Annotated in this window: 13 protein-coding genes; 3 read left to right on the forward strand and 10 right to left on the reverse strand. The window is 65.6% G+C overall.

The window, feature by feature from the left end; genetic code table 11:
• Positions 1 to 66: 66 nt before the first annotated feature.
• The 10 genes from AC5P5R_RS06720 to AC5P5R_RS06765 all read right to left on the reverse strand — a co-directional run bounded on the left by AC5P5R_RS06720 (position 67) and on the right by AC5P5R_RS06765 (position 13,917).
• The gene (locus AC5P5R_RS06720; protein WP_049397928.1) at positions 67 to 951 is read right to left on the reverse strand and encodes an endonuclease/exonuclease/phosphatase family protein; all 885 of its coding nucleotides are present in this window, start codon (positions 949 to 951) and stop codon (positions 67 to 69) included.
• 2 nt (positions 952 to 953) lie between these two features.
• Positions 954 to 4,121, reverse strand: coding sequence for a discoidin domain-containing protein (locus AC5P5R_RS06725; RefSeq protein WP_100438750.1), 3,168 nt, complete (start codon positions 4,119 to 4,121; stop codon positions 954 to 956).
• Positions 4,118 to 4,954 carry a carbohydrate ABC transporter permease gene (locus AC5P5R_RS06730; protein ID WP_005410322.1) on the reverse strand — a complete coding sequence of 279 codons (837 nt, stop codon included), beginning with the start codon at positions 4,952 to 4,954 and terminating at the stop codon, positions 4,118 to 4,120. The genes AC5P5R_RS06725 and AC5P5R_RS06730 overlap by 4 nt, the downstream gene beginning before the upstream one ends.
• Positions 4,951 to 5,832, reverse strand: a complete 882-nt coding sequence (locus tag AC5P5R_RS06735) for a carbohydrate ABC transporter permease (RefSeq protein ID WP_005410323.1) — start codon at positions 5,830 to 5,832, stop codon at positions 4,951 to 4,953. Before AC5P5R_RS06735 ends, AC5P5R_RS06730 begins: the two co-directional genes overlap by 4 nt.
• The gene (locus tag AC5P5R_RS06740) at positions 5,829 to 7,169 is read right to left on the reverse strand and encodes a sugar ABC transporter substrate-binding protein (RefSeq protein WP_100438751.1); all 1,341 of its coding nucleotides are present in this window, start codon (positions 7,167 to 7,169) and stop codon (positions 5,829 to 5,831) included. Before AC5P5R_RS06740 ends, AC5P5R_RS06735 begins: the two co-directional genes overlap by 4 nt.
• A 4-nt stretch (positions 7,170 to 7,173) precedes the next feature.
• A complete protein-coding gene (locus AC5P5R_RS06745) occupies positions 7,174 to 8,778 on the reverse strand; it encodes a glucoamylase family protein (RefSeq protein ID WP_049451706.1) in 1,605 nt (534 codons plus the stop codon).
• 247 nt (positions 8,779 to 9,025) lie between these two features.
• A complete protein-coding gene (locus AC5P5R_RS06750; RefSeq protein WP_005410326.1) occupies positions 9,026 to 12,082 on the reverse strand; it encodes a TonB-dependent receptor in 3,057 nt (1,018 codons plus the stop codon).
• Positions 12,083 to 12,158: 76 nt separating this feature from the next.
• A complete protein-coding gene (locus tag AC5P5R_RS06755) occupies positions 12,159 to 13,196 on the reverse strand; it encodes a LacI family DNA-binding transcriptional regulator (protein WP_012480808.1) in 1,038 nt (345 codons plus the stop codon).
• 149 nt (positions 13,197 to 13,345) lie between these two features.
• On the reverse strand, positions 13,346 to 13,597 hold the full coding sequence (locus AC5P5R_RS06760) for a BolA family protein (protein ID WP_162292028.1): 252 nt from the start codon (positions 13,595 to 13,597) through the stop codon (positions 13,346 to 13,348).
• Between the two features lie 20 nt (positions 13,598 to 13,617).
• Positions 13,618 to 13,917, reverse strand: coding sequence for a YciI family protein (locus AC5P5R_RS06765; RefSeq protein WP_005410329.1), 300 nt, complete (start codon positions 13,915 to 13,917; stop codon positions 13,618 to 13,620).
• 374 nt (positions 13,918 to 14,291) lie between these two features.
• On the opposite strand from AC5P5R_RS06765, the gene AC5P5R_RS06770 reads away from it, so the two are divergent.
• The 3 genes from AC5P5R_RS06770 to AC5P5R_RS06780 are packed head-to-tail and all read left to right on the forward strand — an operon-like array spanning position 14,292 to position 17,698.
• Complete coding sequence (locus AC5P5R_RS06770; RefSeq protein WP_005410330.1) at positions 14,292 to 15,197, forward strand: segregation and condensation protein A; 906 nt, start codon at positions 14,292 to 14,294, stop codon at positions 15,195 to 15,197.
• 13 nt (positions 15,198 to 15,210) lie between these two features.
• Positions 15,211 to 16,086, forward strand: coding sequence for an SMC-Scp complex subunit ScpB (gene scpB, locus AC5P5R_RS06775; RefSeq protein WP_005410331.1), 876 nt, complete (start codon positions 15,211 to 15,213; stop codon positions 16,084 to 16,086).
• On the forward strand, positions 16,079 to 17,698 hold the full coding sequence (locus AC5P5R_RS06780; protein ID WP_099473667.1) for a pseudouridine synthase: 1,620 nt from the start codon (positions 16,079 to 16,081) through the stop codon (positions 17,696 to 17,698). The genes scpB and AC5P5R_RS06780 overlap by 8 nt, the downstream gene beginning before the upstream one ends.
• Positions 17,699 to 17,772 lie beyond the last annotated feature (74 nt).

Below are 17,772 nucleotides of genomic sequence, written 5' to 3' on the forward strand. Positions count from 1 at the left end.
CGTTGATCGAGTGCACGCGGACACGCCCGTGCCAACCAAGGTTGGCACCTACCCAAGCGTGTCCCGTCAGGGTTTCGGCGCGAACTGCAGGCGGGTCCACACGCCGTAGTGGTCCGAGGCCCAGCGACCGCTGTCGTCGGGCTGGTCGAACAGGATCTTCGCCTCGCGCGCGACCATCTCGTCCTGCTGGAAGAAGATGTGGTCGATCCGCGACGGCGCCTGGTAATAGTGGCGGTTGAGCGTACTGACCCCGGACAGATCGGTGTTGACGTGCACGCTGCCGTAACTGTCGCCGTAGTGGCTGCGCAGCTCGCTCAGATCGCCGGCATCCACCAGTGCATTGAAGTCACCTGCGATCACCACCGGCGCGCCCGCCGACGTCGCGCTGATGAAGCGCAGCAGGTCCTCGACCTGGCTGCGACGGATGCGTTGTCCGCTCTCATCACTGCGCTCGTTCAGATGCGTGGCGTAGACGTTTACCGGCGTGCCATCGACGTCGATGCGCAGGTGGGCCACGGTGCGGTAGTCGTCCAAGGGCTGCAGCAGATGATCCCCCTGGGCAAGGATCGGCCGCCGGGTCAGAAGCGCATTGCCGTAGCGCTTGGGCGCGCCGACCGCATCGGTGGACACGAACACGTACCTGTAACCAAGTTGGCTGGCCAGCCATTGCGCCTGGTTTCGCACGTTGCGGCGTTGGATCACCTCCTGCAGGGCAACCGCATCCGGCTGCAGGCGCTTGAGTTCGGCCAGGATGGTGCGGCGCCGGCGTGGCCAGTCCTCGCGGTCATGATGCAGATTGAAGGTGACCATGCTCATGCCTGGCGCGGTGGCGACATCAGCCGCTGCCCCGGCGGCTGGATCGGCCGCCATCGCGGCGCCCGGCAGTGCCAATGCAATGGCCAGCCCCAGGGCGCGCACGATCGTGCGCACTCTTGCCCCCTGCTGCTTCATCGTTACTGCCCCTTGCGCTCGGCGCGGCGCACCGCGCTCGGTACATCGATCTCGACCCGCGCCGGCAGCTGGTGCACGTGCAGTTCCTTGTTGACCCATTCGGCCGCTTCGCCGTTGATGGTCGCCTCGCCCGGATCACCGGCGTACGGCCATGGCAACACCACGCCACCGACCGGTGGCACCAGGCCCGGCTGCACCTCCAGCACCAGCTGCTTGTCGCTGCGCTGCAGGCGGTAGTTGAGCTGGCCCTGCGGCGTGCGCAGGCCTTGCACGGCGATGCCCTCGCCCTGCAGCCAGGCGCTCGGAATGCCGGCGGCCAGCACCAGCGCATCGTCCATGTCACGGCTGTACGCGAACATGTCCAAGGCCGAGCGCACGAAGTCCGAGGCTACCCAGGCGTGCGGCAGGTCACCGACGAAGAACGGCTTGCGCGGCGTGCGCGAGACCACCTCGGCCCATTGGTTCCAGGCCTGCGGCGCACGGTCCCTGAAGAAGAACTCGGTGGCCTGCCAGGCGCGGTCACGCCAGCCCAGGCGTACGAACGCCGCCACGTTGCGCCACTCGTACGGGGTGTAGTCCTTCCACTCACGCTTGCCGTCGCGGCGGGCCACGAACTCCTTCCAATAGCGCTCGAAGGTCGCCTCCAGTGCCTGCTGCGGCAGTCGGCCCTGCTCGCCGCCCGGCGCCAGCGCGATGGTGGTCGAGGTCGCATCGAAATCGCCCAGCTCGGCCGAGCCCGGCAGGTAGTCGATGTCGTGCTGCTGCATCGCCGACAGCAGCGAGGCCTGCAGGTCATCACGGAACTGGTCACGCGATCCGGCGATCTGCATCGCCTCGACCTTGCCCAGCTGGGCCGCCAGCGATGCCGCGTCCTTGTAGCCGCGCAACGCCCAGAAATTATCCCAGTACGAATGCATCGGCTTGGCCGAATAGCCTTCGTGGCTGATCGAGGCCGGCATCATCCCGTAGAAGGCAGGATTGCGTGCGCGGTTTTCCTCGGTGCGCTCGCTGGCGCGCAGCTGCTCCATGTAGTTGTAGGCGCCCTGCACGTGCGGCCACATCAGCTCGGTGAACGTGCTGTCGCCGGTGTAGCGTCCATACTCGGCAATGCTGTAGATCAGTTCGCCATGGCTGTCGTTCTCCGGTACCGGGTCGCTGCCGCGCGCGTCGACGCAGCACGGCACCTTGCCGTTCTCGAACTGGTACGGCGCATACCAGTTGATGTAGTCACGCACGGCATCGCTGCGCCCCATGCGCAGCAGGCCCTCGGAAATCATCGCGCCATCGCGGATCCAGCTGCGCGCGTACGAGCGCGTGCCCGGCTGCAGGCGTGGGCCAACCCGCGAGATCAGCATGTGCGCGACGGCCGTGCGCAGGGTATCGACCAGTGCCTGGCCCGCAGCCGGCACCTGCAGCGAGACCACGCCCAGCTTCTGCCGCCATTGATCGGCCACCTGCGCCTGCGCCTTGGCCACGTCCAGCGCCTGCGGCGCCCAGCCACCGGTCTGCGGCAGCACCACCGCCACTTCGCGGCTCTGGCCGGGCTCGAGCTTGATCGTGTACATCAGCGCACCCGACGCCATGCCGGTGCTGTCCTTCACTGCGGTCGTGGCCGGGTACTTGCCGCTTTCCAGATGCATCGCATCGAGCTTGCCATCGAACGTACTGGCAAAGCGCGCATCCGGCGCCTGCAGCGGATAGATGCGCGGCTCACCGTTGACCCGAACCAGCTGTTCGCCCACATCCAGTGCATCGATGCGGCTGAAGCCACCGACGGTGTTGAGGAACTGGGTGGGCGGGTTGACCTGCCACGGACGGATTGCCAACGCCAGGGTGTACTCGTGGGCGACCTTGTCCGGATTGCTCAGCCGGTAGCGGCCGATCAGCTGCGCGCGCTCGGGCGTGCCCTGCACGAAACTGGTCACCGAAAGCCCGGCCTTCTCATGCACCCAGTCGACGGTGGCGATCGGCAGGTAGTGATCCTGCAGCGACTGGGTGATGGCGACCTTCGACCAGTCCAGCAGCTTGCCATCCAGGCGAATGAACGGCTCGATGCTGAAGCTGCCCTTGGCCGGCTCCAGCGCGCCATCCTCGCTGATCAGCGCCTGCTCCTGGCCACCATCGAGGCCGAGCAGGGTCCAGTACGGCTGTTCGCCCACATAGGCACGCGGCAACGAGCCGCGCGGCAGATCGGCGGCCACCGAGGACAGGAAGGCATTGGGCGTGGCGGCGAAGGCCAGCGGCTTGAGTGCGATGTCACGGATGCCATAGCGCCAGTTCGGGCCATCGCGCAGATCGAAACGCACGTAGCGCGCGTCGGTATCCGGCAGCGCCAGCCAATCGCGCCCCCCCGCACCGCCGGTCACCTCGCGCACAGTGCGCCAGTCCCGGCCATCCTCGGACGTCCGCACGGTGTAGCGATTGGCTTCCAGGTTCGGCAGCCAATCGATCACTACACCGCCGATCTCGCGGCTCTTGTGCAGGTCCAGGCTGATGGTCTGCTGCTTGACGCCACCGCTGATCCAGAACGTGTCGCTCTTGCCGTCGATCATGCGGTCCTGCAGCGCGGTGGCCGTATCGGCAATCACTGATGGCACCAACGCCGAATCATCCTGCGGCGGCAGGCCCTGCAGGGTCAGCTTGTCGAAGCACACCGTGCCGCGGCCACCGACCTTGCTGTAGATCGTGAACTCGACGGCGGCGCTTCGTGCCATCTCCTTCTCGGGCGACGGACCCCACGCCTTGTCGATCTGGCGGCGGCGGTACTCGACCGGCGTCCACGCCTTGGGGAAGCTGTAGCCGGGCCGGTTGACCCACCAGACGTTGTCGCCGCTGGCATCGATCAACTTGAACTGCAGGTCGTTGCCCGGCGATTCGCCACGCAGCTGGAATCCGAAGCGGTAATTGACCGGGTATTCGATGTTCAGCGCGCGGCGGATGCCGACGTAGCCGGAGACATCGTGGAAGTCATAGTCCAGGCACAGCGCGCGGCCACCACCGGCACCACTGACCGGACGCAGCGAACCGCTGACCTGGTCGGACAGCACCAGCGTCCAGGCCGCGATGTCGTCGAAGTCGTCCAGCACCTTCGGTGCCGGCAGCGCCGGTGGTGCGGCGATCGCCAGGGAAGTCCACAACAGGCCCAGTCCAACGGCGATCGCTCGCTTCATCCCTTGACGCTCCCCAGCAACAGACCTTGGATGTAGTACCGCTGCAGCACCAGGAACAGCGCCAGCACCGGGACCACGGTGACCACCGCGCCAGCCATCATCATTTCCACGTCCATGATGTGCTCGCGCGAGAGGGTGGCCAGTGCCACCGGCAAAGTGTAGTGCTCCTGGTCGGTCAGCACGATCAATGGCCACATGAAATCGTTCCATGCGCCCATGAAGGTGAAGATCGCCAGGGTCACCAGCACCGGCTTGAGCATCGGCAGCACGATCTGGAAGAAGATGCGCAGCTCCCCTGCCCCGTCGATGCGCGCCGCTTCCAGCAGTTCGTCCGGGATGGAACGCGCGTACTGGCGTACCAGGAAGATGCCGAACACGCTGGCCAGCGCTGGCACGATCACGCCACCGAAGCTGTTGACCAGGCCCAGCTGCTTCATCAGCAGGAACAGCGGCAGCATCGCCACCTGCGCCGGAATCACCAGCGCCGCCATCAGTACCTGGAACAGGCGCTCGCGGCCGACGAAGTTGAGCTTGGCGAAGGCGTAGCCGGCCATGGTGTTGAGCAGCAGCGAACCGACCGTGATGCCGAGCGACACCAGCAGGCTGTTGGCGAAGTTGCCACCCATGCCAGTGCGCGCGAACAGCTCATGGTAGTTGTGCGTGGTGATGCTGGAAGGCAGCAGCGGCGGCGGGAAATGGCTGGCCTCGCCCTGCGGCATGAACGAGACCGAGAGCATCCACAACAGCGGTGCCAGGCTGACCAGGGCCAGCACCAGCAACGCACCATTGATCAACCACGGGTACCAGCGCGACTGGCCGATTTCACGACTCATACCAACTGCCTCTTGCGGCCGAAACGCAGCATCACGGTGGTCACCGCCAGGATGATCAGGAACAGCAGGAACGCCACGGCGGAGGCGCGTCCCAGGTTCCACCACTTGAAGCCTTCCTCGAACATGAAATACAGCACGCTGACGGTGCTCTGCAGTGGGTCGCCGCGGGTCATCACGTAGGGTTCGGCGAACAGCTGGAAGTAGCCGGACACGGTAATCACGCCGACCACCAGCAGCACCGGGCCGAGCATCGGCAGGGTGATGTGCAGGAACTGCTTCCAGCGCGAGGCACCGTCGATGCGCGCGGCCTCGTACAGGTCATGCGGGATCGCCTGCAGGCCGGCCAGGAAGATCACCATGTTGTAGCCGAAGTTCTTCCACACCGCGAACAGCATGATGGTCGGCATCGCCCAGTTGGGATCGCCCAGCCAGTCGATCGGGCTGATGCCCAGATGGCCCAGGCCGTAGTTCACCAGCCCGTAGCTGGTATGGAACAGGTAGCGCCAGATCACCGCCACCGCCACCAGCGTGGTCACCACCGGCGCGAACAGCGCGGTGCGGAACAAAGCCTTGAAGCGTGCGGCCGGCGCATTCAGCAGCATTGCCGCGCCCAGCGACACGCCGATCGACAAGGGCACACCGATCAACACGAAGTAAGTGGTATTCCACAGCGACTTCCAGAACATCGGTGTCTGCAGCAGATCGATGTAGTTGCCAAGGCCGACAAAGCGCAGGTTGCTGCTGTCAGCCAGGGCATACAGGTCGAAGTCGGTCACGCTCAGCGCCAGCGCCGAAGCCACCGGCAGGCCGAAGAACACGCCCAGCACGATCAGCGAGGGACCGGCGAAAATCCAGCCGGCGAGTGAAGTACGTTTCATTGCGCGCTCCCGGCGGCCACGGCACTGCTCGTTTGCGGCGACGGAACGCGCTGCTGCAGGCGTTGTTGTTCATGCATCCAGCGGCGCTTTGCCAGCACCTTGTCCACGCGCTGGTCGAGCTCTTCGACGGCCTTGTCCTGCGGCAGGCCACCGCGTACCACCTTCTCGGTGACGATGCGCATTTCCTGCACGATGCGCTCCCATTCGAGCACCTTCGGCGTCGGCTTGACCCGCTCCAGCTGGTCACGGAACGCTGCGGCCAGCGGATCGTTGGCCAGCGACGGCGCACTCCACGTGCTACGGCGTGGCGGCAGGTCGCCGATGATCGAATGGAAACGTGCCTGGATCTGCGGGCGCGACAGGAACTCGATCAGCTTCCACGACGCCTCCTTCTGCTGCGACTTGCGGAAGATCACCAGGCTGGTGCCACCGGCGATGCCCGCGCCCGGACCTTCCGGCCCCGGCAGCGCTGCGGTGCCCCACTGCCCTTCCAGTTCCTTCGGCTGCAGCTTCTTGAACTCGCGGATGTTCCATGGGCCGGAAATGTAGAAGACGTTGAAGCCGCGGAAGAACTCATCCCAGACGTTTGATATCTGCGTCTCGGACATCTTCGGCGCCCAGCCCTGCTCGAACATGTTGGCGTAGAACGCCAGCGTGCGGCGGAAGCCGGGGCTGCTGAAGTTGCCGCGGGTGTCATCATCGCGCAGCAGCGGATCGGGCTGCTGCAGTGCCAGCGACAGCTGCTGCTCGAACTCGTTGATCGGCATCAGCACCGCATAGCGGTTCGGGCCCTGCATGCGCTTGATCGCTGCCATCTGCTCATCCCACTCCTGCCACGTGCGCGGCGGGTGGTCGTAGCCGGCCTTGGCCAGCAGGTCCTTGCGGTAGTAGATCAGGCGCGTATCGACATACCACGGCACGCCGACCAGCTTGCCGTGGATCACGTTGGTGTCCCAGATGCCCTGGAAATAATCCTTCTCATCGACCACGGCAGAGCGATCGACGAACGGCTGCAACGGGGTCAGCGCATCGAGCTCGGCGAACTCCGGCACCCAGGTGTTGCCGAGCTGGCACACGTCCGGCAGGCCGTCGGCGGCGAACGCGGTCAGCAGCTTTTCGTGCGCAGCGGTCCACGGGATGTTCTGCACGTCCACCTTGATGCCCGGGTTCTCGGCTTCGAACTCATGGATCAGTTCGCTGACCACCTCGGCTTCCCGGCCCATTGCCCAGAAGCGCACAGTGGTCGTGTCCGGTTCGGTGCGGGCGCAGCCGGCCACGGCCAGTGCGGCCAGGGCTGGCAGTGTCCAGCGGCGCAGACGGTCGATCCAGTTCGGCATCGGGTTACTTGCCCTGGCCTGTGTTGCGGTTGGCATTGTTCTTCTGTTCCTGCGCGGCAGCCGCGCGTGATTCGGCGATACCCACCGCGCGTGCCGCCGCGGCCTTTTCGTCTTTCTGCAGTTCCAGCGGCTGGAACGAACCTTCCGGCGCCAGCCAGCCACCACTGAACCCCGCCCGCTCCAGGCCCTTGCGGATGTACGGGTTCTTCTTCATCACTTCCCAGACGAAATCATTGCGATAGTTGGCGATCATGGTCAGGATCGGCCCCTGGTCGATGGCGATGTAGTCGCTGGCGACCCAGCCACGATCCGGCACCACGCGGCCGGTCTTGATCGGGATGTCGTAGTTGAAGCTGGGATTGAACGAATCCAGGAAGCCGTAGCTGGAATAGATGTAATCGCCGTAGCGCTTGTGCATTTCCAGCGTGGCCGGGATCACCTGTTCCGGCGCGAACACCACCGACGCGATCGCGGCGGTCGGAGCGATGGTGCCGTCATCGAAGTTCTCGCGCAGGCCAGCGCCGCGCGAAGAGTAATGGCGGAACTGGCGCTGCTCGCCACGGTATTCCTGCGTGGTGTTCTGCGGGCCATCGCTGGCGGTCAGGCCCCAGACGTTCTCGCCGTAATCCTTCCACTGCATCGGGTTGGCGATGGCGTACTCACGCTGGGCAAGTGCAGCCGAGCGGCTGTTGAGGAAGTAGGTACTGCCGCGCTCGCGCATGTAGGCGTCCTGGATGTCGCGGAAGTCGATCCAGACGTGGCTGTACTGGTGGCCGAACAGCGGGCCGAAGGACAGGTATTCCTGGCCCTGGTAGACCCCCCAGTCGTTGTCATAGGTGCGCGTCCACACCGTCCACGCATCCGGGCTGACCGGGTGCGTCGGCGAACCCAGGGCAAGGATGTAGACCATCATCGCCTCGTTGTAGCCCATCCAGTCGTGGTCGATGAAACCGCTCTCGGGGAACCAGCCCATCGAGATCAGCGGCGCACGCTGCTGCAGCCAGGGCCAGTCGACCTTCCTGTACAGCGTGTCGGCGATCTGGCGGATTTCCTTCTCGCGCGGATCGTCACCGTCGTAGTACGACTGCGCGAACAGCACCCCCATCATCAGCAGCGCGGTATCCACCGAGGACAGTTCGACCCAGCTGTCGTAGCGACGGCCTTCCTGCATGTCCAGGAAGTGGTAATAGAAGCCCTTGTAACCCGCCTTGCCGGTACGCTGCGGGCCCATCGGCACATCGCGGAAGAATTTCAGGGTAGTCAGGGTGCGGTCGATCGCCTGGTTGCGGCTGACCCAGCCGTTCTCGATGCCGATCGGATACGCGGTCAGTGCGAAGCCGACCGAGGCGATGCTGGCGAACGGCCGCGACGGATAGCGGTCCGGGGTCAGGCCATTGATCTCGTTGGTGGTATCCCAGAAGAACTGGAAGGTGCGGCGCTCGATGTCATCGAACAGCGGCGGCAGCTCAGGTTTCATCGGCCGCGGCGGTGCATCGGCCTCGATCAGGATCACCGGCGGCCGCGGCTTGGCAGGCTCCTGCTGGGCCGGCTGGCAGGCGGCCACGGCCAGGCTCAACGCTGCGGCGGACAACAGATGACGTGCCTGCATGGCGCGATTTCTCCGGTGGTCTGATCGATGGGAAAGCATACCGTCCAATGATCTGAAATCGTTTACAAGGTGCGTTCTTAAAAAACCACGAAAAACGTGGTTTGACACCGCGATCATTGCCCATGCCGATGCCCCCTGACCGGCAGCGGCATGGGCAATGGACCGGCACAGGGCCGGCCATTGCTGTTTTCACGCGCCCGATGCCGCCGGCGGAGCGGCGGCATCGGGGTCATGCATCCATCCGGGCTTAGAAGCGGAAGCCCACTTCGGCCTTGACCTGGCGCGGCGTACCGACGATGTCGCCGGTCTCGTTGTAGCTCGCGGTCAACTTGCCATTCTTGTAGTAGTTGTAGTTCGAGAAATTGTCGAAGTTGAACACGTTGATGATGTCGATACGCGCATACAGCTCGGTATCGCCCGGCATCTTGAACGTCTTCGTCGCCTGCAGGTCGACCGAGCGATAACCGAAGATCTTGCCACCCAGCAGGAACTTGCCGTTGCCACCCGGAACCGCCGCCATCGGGGTCGGCAGGTCGAAGCCATTGGCCTGCGGCACGCCGTACCAGTCGTTGATCGCGGTCGGGGTGGCCAGGGTGATCTTGCCACCGAAGGTGATGCCCCAGAAGCCCGCATACGAACCGGTCACCACCAGGCGGTGACGCGGCGCGCCGTTGGAGCGGATGGTCGGGTAGTCACCGATCACGCCACGGTCGAACGCGTAGTGCTCGTTGATGTCACGGTTGTGGCGGGCGGTGGTCCAGGTATAGGCGATGGAGGTGCCCCAGCCGCTTTCCTGGGTGAACGGCTTCTGCGCCGACAACAGGATCTGGGTAGCACGGGTCTTGATGCCCTGCTGGCCGATGATCAGGCTGCCGAAGCCCGGCACGTTGCAGCTCCACGCCTGGCCCAGACCGGCTTCGGTGCCACCGCACAGACGCGGATCGTCGAAGAAGTTGCCGGTCGGGTAGCGATTGCCCAGGGTGAAGGCGAAGCCGTCATAGGTGAGCGTGCGCGAGATGGTGGCGTCGGTCAGCCAGTCGCCGATCTGGTTGCTCATGCCCAGGCTGAACTGGTCAGCGTAGGGCACCTTCAGATTGTTGTTCAGCAGGTCGACTTCCAGGCCGGCATTGCTGGTCGAACCGACCAGGCTCTGGAGGTTGCCGATACCGTTGAGCAGGTTCGGGTTCCAGTCATAGCACGCGGCGTTGCCCTGGAAGCACTGACCGGTTGCCGGATTGCGGAAGTAGATCGTCGGCTGCGGCAGGGCCAGCTTGGTGGTTTCCAGCTGCAGGTAGTCGAACAGGTCGCGGTCGTAGGAACGACCGGCACCACCGTGGATCACGTGCTGCTCGTCGGCATTGATGTCATACGAGAAACCCAGACGCGGCTGCCAGGCATTCTTGAATGCCTTGCGGTTGTGGCCGTTGCTGATGTAATCGTTGATGTTCAGGCCGCTCAGCGCCAGCGTGTCGGCGTAGCTCTGGCCAGCGGCGGCACGCGGATCCTGCGCGAACAGCGCATTGACCACTTCCGGCGGGGTCACGAAGTCCAGATAGGACGGGTTCTTCTCGTAGTCCCAGCGCAGGCCGAGGTTCAGCTGCAGGTGGTCGTTGACCTGCCAGTCATCCTGGATGAACAGACCGATCTGCTTCACCTTCGAGCGCACTTCGCCGGACACGCCGGACACGCCGGTGACCGGCTTCACGAACTGTGCCTTGTACGGGATGCTGTCCGGGAAGGTCGGGTTGTCGATGGTGTAGTAGAACTGCGGATTGATCTGCGCCGCATCGGAGGCGTACAGGTCGATCTGCTTGTACTTGGCACCCATCTTGATGGTGTGGTCGCCCGCCCACTGGATGCCATCCAGGGTCAGGTTGTCTTCGATCGACCAGCCCTTCTGGCCCTTCACCTGCGACGACATTGCCGAGGAGCCACCGATCGAGACGATGGCGCGCTCCTCGTTCTTGCCGTCCGGCGCGGTGTAGTTGAAACCGTTGCCCATGCTCAGCGGCTTGGGATTGTTGAACGAATCCTCGTGGGTAACCATCAGCTCGTTGTAGTAACGCTCACCGCTGTGGTTCCAGCGCAGCGCGTAACGGCGGTCAGTGTTCTTGGTTTCCTTGCCGTGCATCGGCGCGGTCTGGTCCGAGAACTGCTGCTGGGTTTCATCACGGTCCTGGAAGGTCAGTTCCAGGCGATCGTTGTCGGTCGGCTCGAAGTCGACCTTGGCGAAGATCAAGTCCTGCTGGAACGGCTGGCTGGCCGGGCCCAGGCCGGCCTGGGCATCAGCCGGGACGCGGTTGGCCTTGTTGGTCACCGAACCATGCGGTGCGATGGTCACCGGCAGATCGAAGCGCTTGGCTTCATAGGTCACGAAGAAGTGGGCCTTGTCCTTGACGATCGGGCCGCCCAGGGCGAAGCCGTATTCCTTCTCGGCCGAATCCTCCTTGCCCTTGCCCGGCTGACGCTCGGCCGGGGTCATCGCGCGCATGCTGTCGTTGGTATAACGGTAGAAGGTTTCACCCTTGAACTCGTTGGTACCCGACTTGGTCGCGGCCGTGACCGCTGCACTGGACACCTGGCCGTACTCGGCCTTGTAGTTGCCGGTGATGACCTTGTACTCGCCGATGGCCAGCTGCGGGAACGGGTTACCGGCACTGCCGGACTGACCGGCCACGCCGCCGCCCTTGACGTAGCTCTTCTGGCCCACACCGTCGATGTACACGTTGGTGCCGTCGGAGTTGGTGGCACCGCCGCGCAGCGAGGTGTTGCCCTTGGCGTCGCGGGTGAAGATCATGCCCGGCACCGCGTCGGCGAACTCCAGGAAGTTGCGCGAGACCTGCGGGGTGGTCTGGATCTGCTGCAGGCTGACGGTCTTGCCGACTTCGGACGTGCGCACTTCCTGCAGCAGGGTCGGCGCGACGACGTTGACAGTGTCCAGGTTGGTGGCTGCGGTCGTACCCGGGGTGCTGCTGGCAGCGCCGGCAAAGTTCAGGGTAGCGGTCGAGGCCACGGTGACGGTGACCTTCTGCGACTGGCCGTTGGCGACCACATCATAGGTGCCCGGGTCCAGGCCCATCAGCGAGTAGCTTCCATCGGCACGGACGGTACCGCGACGGACGGTGCCGGTGGCCACGTTGGTGGCGGTCACCTCGGCGCCGGCCTGCGCGCCGGAAACCTGGCCGCGCAGGCTGGCATTGGCCGACTGCGCCATGACGTTCGGAGCAGCAGCCAGCATCAGGCAGCTGACCAGTGCGGTGCTCAGCAGCCGGCGTGCCGGCGTGCGGAAGGTGGTGTGCATCATCAACTCAATCTCCGGGTGGCGGTAACCGCTTGCGCGGTCCCTGCGATCAATCAAAAAAGAAGGAACGCCTCCGGCTTCAACGGCCGGATGGCGGAGTGGTGGAATCGCGAACTATCAAGCGGGGAACCAGGGTCTGCTTGTCCCCTGTCCCATCCGTGGAGGTGCCGTCCATCAACTGCATCAGGCGCGTCATGGCCCGATCGCCGAGTTCGGCGATGCTGACCTGCATGGTGGTCAGCGACGGGTGGACGAAACGCGCCAGTGGAATGTCATCGAAACCGGCCAGGGCGACGTCGGACGGAACGTGGACACCTGCCTGCGTGAACGCATACAGGCAACCCAGCGCCATCATGTCGTTGGCGGCGAACACGGCATCAGGCAGCGCTCCGGCTGCCAACAACTCCTGACCGGCGCGATGGCCGGAAGCTTCGTCGAAATCACCGGGCAGCTCGATGCCTTCGGCGTCACTGCCGAAAGCCGCCAACGCGTCACGGAAGCCACGCAGGCGCTCGCGCGCGTCGAAGTTGAGGTCCGGGCCAGAAATGAAAGCGATACGGCGGTGACCCGCGTCAAGCAGATGGCGGGTCATCGCCATCGCACCGGCATGGTCATCGATGCTCAGCACCGGGTGGTCCTGCCCGGGCAGATAGGTGTTGATCAGCACCGTTGGCAATGACTGCGGCAGGTTGTCGGTCAGGAATCCAGGGCTCTCCGCATAGGGCGAGAGCACCAGCAGGCCGTCGACGCGGCCGCGCATGGCGCGCAGGGCCGCGCCCTGCTGCTCCTGGTCACCGTGGTAACTGGACACCAGCAGGTGCTGGCGGCGGTTGCGGGCGACGTTGTCGATGCCGCGCATCAGCTCGGAGAAGAATTCGCCGTACAGGTCAGGCAGTACCACGCCCACCGTATTGGTGCGACGGCTGCTGAGGCTGCGGGCGGCGGCGTGCGGGGTGTAACGCAGCCGTGCGGCCACCTCCAGCACAAGCTGGCGGACCGGTTCGGCGACATTTTCATGCCCGTTGAGCGCGCGGGAAACCGTGGCCACGGAGACCCGGGCTTCGCGAGCGACGTCTTTGATTGTGATAGCTGCCTTGTTCACGAAGCCGCCCTCCACGGCTTGGACCTACCAGCATTGGCGCGGAATGTAAGCGTTTCCATCTGGGCTTGTAAACAGTCCGTTAGGCGAATGTCCTGAAATGGACATGGAAATCTGTCTGTGGCGGGCCCGCTGACGGACCCGCCAGGACAGTGTGGGACAAGGGCTCAGCCCTGTTCTGACGGTGTCAATGCACGAACGGACAGCGCCTGGATGTCGGTCTCCATCATCGCGCCCAGCGCGGCATAGACCGCGCGATGCCGGGCCAGTGGACCCAGTCCGGCGAAGCGTTCACTGACCACATGCACGTTGAAATGGCCGCGGCCATCGCGCGCACCGGCGTGGCCTGCATGACGATGACTGTCGTCTTCGATTTCCAGCACGCTCGGGGCCAGCGCCTGCTGCAGTGCGTCACGCATCCGCTCGATCCGCTCCGCGTTCACGGCAGGACCTTGCGGAACGGACGCACCTGTACATGGGTGTAGACGCCCGCGGCTACGTAAGGGTCGGCATCAGCCCAGGCCTGGGCCTGCACGAGCGACTCGAACTGCGCGATCACCACCGAACCACTGAAGCCGGCCGGGCCCGGGTCCTCGCTGTCTACTGCCGGGCACGGTCCGGCCAGCAGCAGGCGGCCTTCGTCGCGCAGCGCGTGCAGGCGCGCCAGGTGTTCCGGACGTGCCTGCAGTCGCTGTGCCAGCACGTCCTGGCCGTCATAGCCTTCAATCACATACCACACGGCATTTCCTCGCTTGCGTTGTCGGGTGCGCAGATTCTAGCCAATGCCGCCCTCGCCCCAGCCCGGCTGGACACTGGCGCGACAAAGGCTTACCCTAGACACCATTGCACGTGGCTGGATGCAGCAGCCCGTCGGTTTCTGTGGCCAACGCAGCCCCCGACGACCGTCCCGCTGCTTCGAACCGGACCACCTGGCCGGGCCACGTAGACGACCTCCCCGTAGTTCCGTCGCTGCCGTTTACTGCGGCGCGTCCTGCTGTTTGATATGTGTGGAATCGCGCCGATCCCGGCGTGTCTGGTGCCGTGGGGCGCCGTGGCGTTGGCCCGGTGAACCCGCTGCCGCGACTGGTCCGATGCAATCCTGATGTCCATTAGATGACTTCCGAACTCGCGCTCGACGCGAACCCGCCAACCCGGCCGCCCGCCCCCCAGCAGCAGGAAATGCCGCTGGCCGTGGTGCATGGGCAACCGGTCCTGCAGATTCCGCAGGACCTGTACATCCCGCCGGACGCGCTGGAAGTCATCCTGGATGCCTTCGAAGGCCCGCTGGACCTGCTGTTGTACCTGATCCGCCGCCAGAACCTGGACGTACTGGACATTCCCGTGGCCGAGATCACCCGGCAGTACGTGGAATACATCACCGTGATGCGCGAGCTGCGCTTCGAGCTGGCCGCCGAGTACCTGGTCATGGCCGCGATCTTGGCCGAGGTGAAGTCGCGCATGCTGCTGCCGCGCCCGGTCAGCGAGGAAGGCGACGAGGCCGACCCGCGCGCCGAACTGGTGCGCCGCCTGCAGGAGTACGAACGCTTCAAGCAGGCCGCCGAGGACATCGACGCCCTGCCCCGCCAGGACCGCGACACCACGGTGGCACACGCCTTCATGCCCGAACGTGCTGCGGTGAAGCTGCCGCCGCCGGTGGACCTGAAGGAAATGCTGCTGGCCCTGCACGACGTGCTCAAGCGCGCCGAGCTGTTCAGTGGCCACGCCATCAAGCGCGAGGCGCTGAGCGTGCGGCAACGCATGGGCGAAGTGCTGGGCCGGCTTGAAGATGGCAAGTTCTACCGTTTTGAAGGGCTGTTCACTGCAGAAGAAGGCAAGCTGGGCGTGCTGGTCACGTTCCTGGCGGTGCTGGAACTGGCCAAGGAACAGCTGCTGGACATCGTCCAGGAAGAGCCGCTGGCGCCGATCTACGTGAAGTCCCTGGCCGCCGGCAACACCAATGCCCCGCTGCAGTTCAGCAGCGAGTTCGACGACAACGACGCCGCCAACGAGAACGAGTGAGCGCTGACTGCCGATGGACCAAACGCTGATCAACCGCATTGTCGAGGGTGCCCTGCTGGCCTCCAGCCAGCCGCTCACCCTGGCCCAGCTGAAAGACCTGTTCCCGGAAGAGGAGCCGGCACCGCCGGGCAGCATCGAACGTGCGCTTGAGCGCCTGCGCGAAGCCTGCGAAGGCCGTGGCGTGGAACTGGTCGAGGTCGCCTCCGGCTTCCGCTACCAGGTGACCGGCGAAGTGCATGGCTGGATCAGCCGGCTGTGGACCGAACGCAAGACCCGCTATACCCGTGCCACCCTGGAAACCCTGGCGCTGATCGCCTACCGGCAGCCGATCACCCGTGGCGAGATCGAGCAGGTGCGCGGCGTGGCGGTCAGCAGCAACATCATCCAGGCGCTGGAGGAACGCGAGTGGATCCGCGTGGTCGGCCACCGCGACGTGCCCGGCAAGCCTGCCCTGTTCGGCACCACCAAGGGCTTCCTGGACTACTTCGGCCTGAAGCGCCTGGACGAGTTGCCGCCGCTGTCGGAACTGAAGGACCTGGGCGAGCTGGAACCCCAGCTGGCCCTGGACCGCGACGCACCGGCCGCCGCCAGTGCCGAGGGTCCGGACATTTCAGCTGGCGCCGATGGCGCTGCTGCCAACGATGACGCCGGCCTGGCCGGCAGCGACACCCCCGATTCCGCCGACGCAGCGTCTGCGTCGGCTTCCGATGAGCAAGCACCTTCGCCCCTTGATGATGGGCACCCCGATTCCGCGCCGGGCGAGCGCGCGGTGCCCCTGAACGAACGCGAAGACAACGCCGTCGCGATGACGACCGTGGCTGTTGACCAAGCCGATTCCGAACCAGAGGCCGACCCCGAAACCGTCGGCCGGAGCAAAACTGATGAGTGACACCCCCCGTAACAAGCTCTCGCTCAAGCGCGAAGCCACCTCCGAACAGTTCAAGCTGGAAGAGCGCCTGCACAAGGTGCTGGCCCAGGCCGGCCTGGGTTCGCGCCGCGCGCTGGAACAGCGCATCGCCGAAGGCCTGGTCAAGGTCAACGGTGAAGTCGCGCAGACCGGCATGTCGGTCAAGAGCGGCGACAAGATCGAGCTGGATGGCCGCGGCTTCGTCGCCACCGCCCTGGCCGAACCGTCGCGCGTGCTGGTCTACAACAAGCCGGAAGGCGAAGTGACCACCCGCGAAGACCCCGAAGGCCGCCCGACCGTGTTCGAATCGCTGCCGCCGCTGAAGGGCGCGCGCTGGATCGCCATCGGCCGCCTGGACATCAACACCACCGGCCTGCTGCTGGCCACCACCGACGGTGAACTGGCCAACGCCATGATGCACCCGTCGTTCGAGGTCGAGCGCGAGTACGTGGTGCGCGTGCGCGCCCCGGAAGGCGAGGAGAAGGTCTCCGACGCCATCGTCGACCGCCTCGCACGCGGCGTGGCACTGGAAGACGGCCCGGCCAAGTTCGACGAGATCGAACGCATCGGCGGCACCGACTCGCACGACTGGTTCCGCGTCGTGGTGAAGGAAGGCCGCAACCGCGAAGTGCGCCGCCTGTGGGAGTCGCAGGGCTGCCAGGTCAGCCGCCTGAAGCGCACCCGCTACGGCAAGGTGAGCCTGCCGCGCGAACTGGCCCGTGGCCATTCGGTGGAACTGGGCACCGCCCAGGTTGAAGCCCTGCGTGCGCAGCTGAAGCTGGAAGAAGGCGCGCCGTCGGCTCTGACCCTGCAGCCGGTGATCGGCCAGCGCCGCGCCGCCAAGACCACCGTGCGCGTGCGCGAAGGTGGCCGTGGCAATGCCTACGTCAACGGCCATAACACCGCAGACGAAGGCCGCGAGCTGCGTCGCTTCGACAACGTCCGCGAAGACCGCGGCCGTGGCCGCGGCGGCAAGGGCGGCGGTTTCAAGGGTGGCCTGACGGTCAGCGGTGAAGCAGCAGCCAAGCAGTCGCAGAGGCCGTTCAAGCAGCGCACCCAGAAGAACGACCGTTCGCTGCCGGAAGGCAACCCGGCCGCGTTCCGCACCTGGTACGTGCCGGATGGCGTGAGCACGGGCCCGAGCGGCCATCGCAATGCCGGTCCGGGCGCGCGCGGCCCGGGTGCCCGTGGTCCGGGCGCTGGCGGCCAGGGCCGTCCGTACGGCAAGCCGAAGGGTCCGGGCGCCGGTGGCGGACAGGGCCGTGGCGGTTTCGGCGGTGAAGGCCGTGGCGGCGCAGGCGGCCAGGGTCGTCCGGCCGGTGCCGGCAACCGCTCGCAGGGCCAGGGCAACAAGCACCCGTATGGCCATCCGGGCAATGCCCCGAGCTTCCCGTCCGACCACGCCACGCCGGGCTTCAACCCGTATGGCAGCCCCAAGCCGGCGCAGGGCGCCCGTCCGGGCGGTCGCGGTCCGGGTGGTGGCAACCGTGGTCCGGGCGGCAATCGCGGCCCCGGCGCTCCGGGTGGCAACCGCGGCCCCGGCGGCAACCGCGGTCCAGGCGGCCCGCGCCGCAGCGGCCCGCGCGGCGGCTGATCACCGGCACGCCTGAAATGAAAAACCCCGGCGCAGGCCGGGGTTTTTCGTTGAAAAGGGGACGGAGGGGATTA

The organism is Stenotrophomonas sp. YJH_SMC_19 (assembly GCF_059367915.1).

Bases quoted from the DNA above. Each gene is read 5' to 3' on its own strand.
- AC5P5R_RS06750 (WP_005410326.1), bottom strand. From the start codon at position 12,082: ATGATGCACACCACCTTCCGCACGCCGGCACGCCGGCTGCTGAGCACC.
- AC5P5R_RS06735 (WP_005410323.1), bottom strand. From the start codon at position 5,832: ATGAAACGTACTTCACTCGCCGGCTGGATTTTCGCCGGTCCCTCGCTG.
- AC5P5R_RS06730 (WP_005410322.1), bottom strand. From the start codon at position 4,954: ATGAGTCGTGAAATCGGCCAGTCGCGCTGGTACCCGTGGTTGATCAAT.
- AC5P5R_RS06725 (WP_100438750.1), bottom strand. From the start codon at position 4,121: ATGAAGCGAGCGATCGCCGTTGGACTGGGCCTGTTGTGGACTTCCCTG.
- scpB (WP_005410331.1), top strand. From the start codon at position 15,211: ATGGACCAAACGCTGATCAACCGCATTGTCGAGGGTGCCCTGCTGGCC.
- AC5P5R_RS06720 (WP_049397928.1), bottom strand. From the start codon at position 951: ATGAAGCAGCAGGGGGCAAGAGTGCGCACGATCGTGCGCGCCCTGGGG.
- AC5P5R_RS06740 (WP_100438751.1), bottom strand. From the start codon at position 7,169: ATGCCGAACTGGATCGACCGTCTGCGCCGCTGGACACTGCCAGCCCTG.
- AC5P5R_RS06780 (WP_099473667.1), top strand. From the start codon at position 16,079: ATGAGTGACACCCCCCGTAACAAGCTCTCGCTCAAGCGCGAAGCCACC.
- AC5P5R_RS06760 (WP_162292028.1), bottom strand. From the start codon at position 13,597: ATGCGTGACGCACTGCAGCAGGCGCTGGCCCCGAGCGTGCTGGAAATC.
- AC5P5R_RS06770 (WP_005410330.1), top strand. From the start codon at position 14,292: ATGACTTCCGAACTCGCGCTCGACGCGAACCCGCCAACCCGGCCGCCC.
- AC5P5R_RS06745 (WP_049451706.1), bottom strand. From the start codon at position 8,778: ATGCAGGCACGTCATCTGTTGTCCGCCGCAGCGTTGAGCCTGGCCGTG.